Source organism: Cellulomonas rhizosphaerae, from assembly GCF_003470205.1.
In the GTDB taxonomy this organism is placed as follows: Bacteria; Actinomycetota; Actinomycetes; order Actinomycetales; family Cellulomonadaceae; genus Cellulomonas; species Cellulomonas rhizosphaerae.
In genome coordinates this window covers 1-5,163 of record NZ_QWKP01000077.1, presented here as the reverse complement: position 1 = coordinate 5,163, position 5,163 = coordinate 1, and the positions used below count along the sequence as shown (strand labels likewise).

Sequence of the window (5,163 nt, the reverse complement as noted above, 5' to 3'; positions counted from 1 at the left end):
GGCACCGGCCGAGGAGATCGAGGTCGAGCTGCACCAGGGTGGCGACACCACCGTCACGGTCTCCGACGAGGACGGCCGGTTCTCGTTCGTCGACGTCGACCGAGGTCCGGCGCGGCTCGTGCTGCGCCGTCCCTCCGACCCCACCGTCCCGGTGGTCACCCCGCAGATCGAGCTCTAGGCGCACATGTCCCCTTCGCACGGCCCGGCAGCGGCCGGACCGGCATCCCTCGACGCCGTCGTCGGGGCGGTGGGGCGCGCCGAGACGGACAACGCCGAGGGGCGCCCCGAGCGTGCCCGGCGCAGGTTGCAGGGTGCGCTCACGGCGCTCGACAGCATCGACCCGACCAACCGCGTGCGCTCCGTCGTGCGCGTGCGGGCGCGGGCGCTGACCGAGCTCGTCAAGAGCGAGGCCGAGACGGGCACGCGCACGCGCACGGCGGCCGAGCGCCTCGACGAGATGGTCGAGACGGGTGCGGGCGAGGTCTGGCCCGGCCTGCAGCCCGCGATCGACGGCACGCGCGGCCTCGCCGCGCTGCGGGCTGGGCGGCACGACGAGGCCCTCGAGCTGCTCAGCTCCGTGATCGACGCGATCGACGTCGCCGACCCCGTCGACGGCTGCCGCGCGCTGCTCAACCGCGGCGTGCTGCACATCGAGCGCCGCGAGCTGTCGGCCGCGCGCGCGGACCTGGGGGAGTGCGCGCGCCGGGCGCGTCAGGCCGGGTTCGACCGCCTGCTGTTCAAGGCCGAGCACAACCTCGGCTACGTGCACTTCTACGCCGGACACCTGCCCGAGGCCCTCGCCCAGATGGAGGCCGCCGCGCGGACCTTGCCCGGGCCGCCCCGGCCCACGGCACTGCGCGACCGCAGCGACGTGCTGCTCGAGGCGGGGCTCGTGGGCGTCGCCGACGCGACGCTCGCCGAGGCCGCGGCGATGTTCGCGGCCGAGCGGCTCACGCGCGACGTGGCCGAGTGCGAGCTGGGTCGGGCCGAGTGCGCGCTGCTGCGCGGCGACCTCGAGGCCGCGCGGGAGTTCGCCGCGTCCGCGCGCCGTCGGTTCAACCGGCGCGGCGACGAGGCCTGGGCCGTGCGCGCCACGCTCCTGTCCCTGCAGGCCGACGCGGCCGCCTTCGCCACGTCTCCGACCGATGCCCGCTCGCGGTCGGCGTGGGCGGGGCTCTCGCGGCGCGCGGCGGTGCTCGAGGAGCTGTGCGCAGCGACCGGGCGGCGGGTCTGGCAGGACGCTGCCTCCTACGTCCGGATCGAGGCGGACCTGGCCCGGGGAGCGGTCCAGGACCCCGCCGAGCTGCTGGAGCAGCTCGGCCCGGTGCGGACCGACGACCCGCTCGCCGTCCGGCTGCACGGCCGACGGATCCGCGCGGTGCTGGCGATCGCCGCTCAGGAGCCCGGCCGCGCGGCGCGCTACGTCCGCGCCGGCCAGCGGGATCTCGAGAACCACCGCGCGCGCTTCGGTTCGCTGGATCTGCGCACCGCCGGCGCGGTCCACGGCACCGCGCTGGCCGACCTCGACATGCAGCTCGCGCTCGCGAACGCGCGGCCCACCGCCGTGCTCGAGGCTGCCGAGCGGGTCCGGTCGGTCATCGGTGGCTCGCCGCGGGTCAACCCGCCGAGCGACCCCGAGACGGCCGAGCTGCTGTGGGACCTGCGCAAGCTCATCGACGCGGGTCGTGAGGCGCCCGACCTGCCGGCCTCGGACCCCGTGCGCGTGCGCCACATGCGCGAGGCGCAGCGGCTCAAGCACGAGATCCTCGCCCGGTCGTGGCACGAGCGCGGCACCGCACGCGAGGAGCGCGTGGCCCGCGCCGCCGAGGTGCGGCGGACCGTCGAGCGTCGAGCCGGGAGCGTGCTGCTCGACGTCCTCGAGCACCGCGGCGAGCTCCTGGCCGTCCGCGTGGACGACTCCGGCTCGGCGCTGCACACCCTGGGCCCCGCGGCCGACGTGGCCGAGGAGGTCCGCCGCGTGCACGCCGACCTCGAGGTGCTGTCTAACCCGCTCGTCCCGGCGGACCTGCGGGCGGTCGCCAACCGGTCGCTGGACCGCAGCCTCGCCCACATCGAGGCGCGGCTCGCGCCCGCCCTCCAGGCGCCGGACGAGCTCGTCGTGGTCGCCGCCGGCTGGCTCGGCGTGCTGCCGTGGTCGATGCTTCCGTCGCGCGTGGGGCGCCCGACGGTCGTCGCGCCGTCGGTCCACCACTGGATGCGCTACGCCGGGAGCGCGACGGGCCGGCCTGCCCACGTCAGCGCGGCCGCCGGTCCCGGCCTGCGGCACGCCGAGGCCGAGGTGAACGAGATCGGACGGCTGTGGCCGGACGGCGAGGTCGTCGTCGGCGAGGACGCGACCGTGGCGCGCATGGTCGAGCTGCTCGCGTCGCCGGGCATCGTGCACCTCGCTGCGCACGGGCGGCACGAGCCGGACAACCCTCTTTTCTCGTCGGTCCGGCTGGCCGACGGCCCGCTGTTCGCGCACGAGCTGGACATGGGCGGGACCGTGCCCGATCTGGTGCTGCTCTCGTCGTGCGAGGTGGGACGCGCGAGCATCCGGGCCGGTGGTGAGGCCCTCGGCCTCGCGAGCGTCCTGCTGCGCACGGGCGTCGGCTGCGTCGTGGCGGCGCTCGCCCCGCTGCCCGACGAGACGGCGCTGCGGGTCATGACGCGTACGCACGTGCTGCTGCGCGAGGAGGTGCCCATCGCGACCGCGGTGGCGACCGCGACGCACGAGGATCGCTTGGCGACCGGGGCGCTGGTCCCCCTGGTGTGCTTCGGGGCGCCCGTCTAGCTCAGCCGCCGTGGCCGGCGTGGCCACCCAGGCCGGGGAGACCCGGCAGGCCGTGCGAGCCGTGCGGCTGGGCGTGCGCGCCGGCGTCGGTCGCCGCGAGGCCGGGCACCGTGAGCGCGGCGATCGCGAGCGCTCCCGCGGCCAGGAGCCCCAGCCGGCCGAGCGGGTGCGAGCGTGCGGCAGGGGCAGGCGCGCTCGTCGTCGTGCGCGACGCGACCGCCACGAGCACGGCGGCCAGCAGCTGCAGCCCGACCGCGGTGAGCTCGGCAGCGCCGAGCGTGCCGACGGCCGGGGCGACGAGGAGCCAGCCCACGGCCCCGACCAGCAGGACGCCGAGCGTCGTGCGGGGGAGCGGGAGGGGACCGCGCATCGCGGCGAGCGACCACAGCAGCTCGGCGGCCCCGACGCCCAGGAGCGCGGCGCCGACGAGCGGGTGCGCCGTGACGTGCTCCGCGCCTAGGGCGAGCAGCACGAGGCCCGCGCCGAGCGCGGCGAGCGCCGCCCACGAGCGCGCGACGAAGGTCGCGGTCCGCTCGTCGTCGGCGAACGCCACCGTGCTCGGGCGCGGGCCGGTGCTCACGCGCGCGCCGTGGCGGTCGTCGTGCGCGCGGCCTTGTCGGCGCCCAGGCCGACGCCGAGCAGCAGGATCGCGCTCGCGAAGTGCAGGACGTTGTCCGCACCGTTCAGCGCGATGATGTTCGCGCCCGAGCCGACGAGGAACAGGCCAACGACGCCGACGAGCAGGTAGACGGCACCCACGGTGGTGTTGACCGCCTTCGACGCGGGCACCGAGCGGGTCGCAGCCAGCAGCAGCGCGCCGCCGATCAGCAGGTGGATGATGTTGTGCAGCGGGTTGACGTCGAAGATGATCAGCGCCTTGCCCTCGGTGCCCGCGAACGCGACCCCCGAGGTGACGAAGAAGCCGGCGACGCCGACGAGCAGGTAGACGGCGCCGAAGACGGCTCCGATGATGCGGTTCGGTGACTGGCTCATGATGGGCGACCTTCCGGGGTCGGGACGGTGTACCCCTCGGGTTCGGCGCCTGGGTGCCGACGGATGGGTCCGAGAGGCGATTTGGTCCGAGGGCGGTCCTCGCGTACTGTTGCTCCCGCCCAAGACCGCCGGTTGTCGGCCCGATTCGTCGGACCGCCCGAAGTCCCGCACAGCGGGAGCCAGCGCAGGTGAGAGTTCAGTCCCCGGACCAGTCCGGATGCCGAGCCCCGCGCCTGCGCGGGGCTCTTTCGTTTGTTCGGGGCCAGGAGCCGGTGGCACCACCACTGGAAGGATTGCCATGGCGAGGCCGGACAAGGCAGCCGCAGTCGCAGAGCTCACGGACAAGTTCCGCGAGTCGAACGCGGCCGTGCTGACCGAGTACCGCGGGCTCACCGTCGCGCAGCTCAAGAAGCTCCGCGTCGCGCTCAGCGGCAACGCAACCTACGCCGTGGTGAAGAACACGCTGACCGCGATCGCGGCCAAGGAAGCTGGTCTGACCGGCCTCGACGACGCGCTCGCGGGCCCGTCGGCGATCGCCTTCGTCACCGGCGACCCGGTCGAGGCCGCCAAGGGACTGCGTGACTTCGCCAAGGCGAACCCGGCACTGGTCATCAAGGGCGGTGTCCTCGACGGACGCGCCCTGACCGCTGCCGAGGTCACCAAGCTCGCGGACCTCGAGTCGCGCGAGGTTCTGCTGGCCAAGGCGGCCGGCGCGATGAAGGGCAAGCTCTACCAGGCTGCCTACGCATTCACCGCGAACACCGCCCAGGCCGCCCGTGTCATCGATGCCCTGCGCCAGAAGCAGGACTCGGAAGCCGCTGCTGCCTGATCCCGGCTCCTGCCGAGATCGCGCGACCGCGCACACCCACACCCTGCTCAGGCCGGCACACCACCGCGCCGCCTGGCACCGAAGAAAGGAACGCCTCTCATGGCGAAGCTCAGCACCGACGAGCTCATCGAGCAGTTCAAGGGCCTCACTCTCATCGAGCTCTCCGAGTTCGTGAAGGCGTTCGAGGACGTCTTCGAGGTCACCGCGGCCGCTCCGGTCGCCGCTGCCGCCCCCGCCGCTGGCGGCGCCGGCGCGGACGCCCCGGCCGAGGAGGAGAAGGACTCGTTCGACGTCGTTCTCGAGGCCGCCGGCGACAAGAAGATCCAGGTCATCAAGGAGGTGCGCGCGCTCACGTCGCTCGGCCTCAAGGAGGCCAAGGACCTCGTCGACGCCGCCCCCAAGGCCGTCATCGAGGGCGCGAACAAGGAGACGGCCGAGAAGGCCAAGGCGCAGCTCGAGGGCGCCGGCGCGACCGTCACGCTCAAGTGATCTGAGCTCCGGCCTGCCGGAGCATACGGAAGCCCGCACCCCCAGGGGGTGCGGGCTT

5 protein-coding genes are annotated in these 5,163 nt (G+C 74.5%); 3 read left to right on the top strand and 2 right to left on the bottom strand.

The window, feature by feature from the left end; all coding sequences use genetic code 11:
• Nucleotides 1-184 precede the first annotated feature (184 nt).
• Nucleotides 185-2,794, top strand: a complete 2,610-nt coding sequence (locus tag D1825_RS01360; RefSeq protein ID WP_118765720.1) for a CHAT domain-containing protein — start codon at nucleotides 185-187, stop codon at nucleotides 2,792-2,794.
• Nucleotide 2,795: 1 nt separating this feature from the next.
• Here D1825_RS01360 and D1825_RS01355 read toward each other — a convergent pair whose 3' ends face one another.
• Nucleotides 2,796-3,374, bottom strand: coding sequence for a hypothetical protein (locus D1825_RS01355; protein WP_118765719.1), 579 nt, complete (start codon nucleotides 3,372-3,374; stop codon nucleotides 2,796-2,798).
• Complete coding sequence (locus tag D1825_RS01350) at nucleotides 3,371-3,787, bottom strand: DUF4383 domain-containing protein (RefSeq protein ID WP_118765718.1); 417 nt, start codon at nucleotides 3,785-3,787, stop codon at nucleotides 3,371-3,373. Before D1825_RS01350 ends, D1825_RS01355 begins: the two co-directional genes overlap by 4 nt.
• A gap of 298 nt (nucleotides 3,788-4,085) precedes the next feature.
• Here D1825_RS01350 and rplJ point away from each other — a divergent pair, with 298 nt between their 5' ends.
• Both rplJ and rplL read left to right on the top strand, forming a co-directional pair.
• Nucleotides 4,086-4,616 carry a 50S ribosomal protein L10 gene (gene rplJ / locus D1825_RS01345; RefSeq protein ID WP_118765717.1) on the top strand — a complete coding sequence of 177 codons (531 nt, stop codon included), beginning with the start codon at nucleotides 4,086-4,088 and terminating at the stop codon, nucleotides 4,614-4,616.
• A gap of 99 nt (nucleotides 4,617-4,715) precedes the next feature.
• Entirely contained in the window at nucleotides 4,716-5,105 is a 390-nt protein-coding gene (rplL, locus tag D1825_RS01340; protein ID WP_118765716.1) for a 50S ribosomal protein L7/L12, read from the top strand.
• The last annotated feature ends 58 nt before the right edge of the window (nucleotides 5,106-5,163 follow it).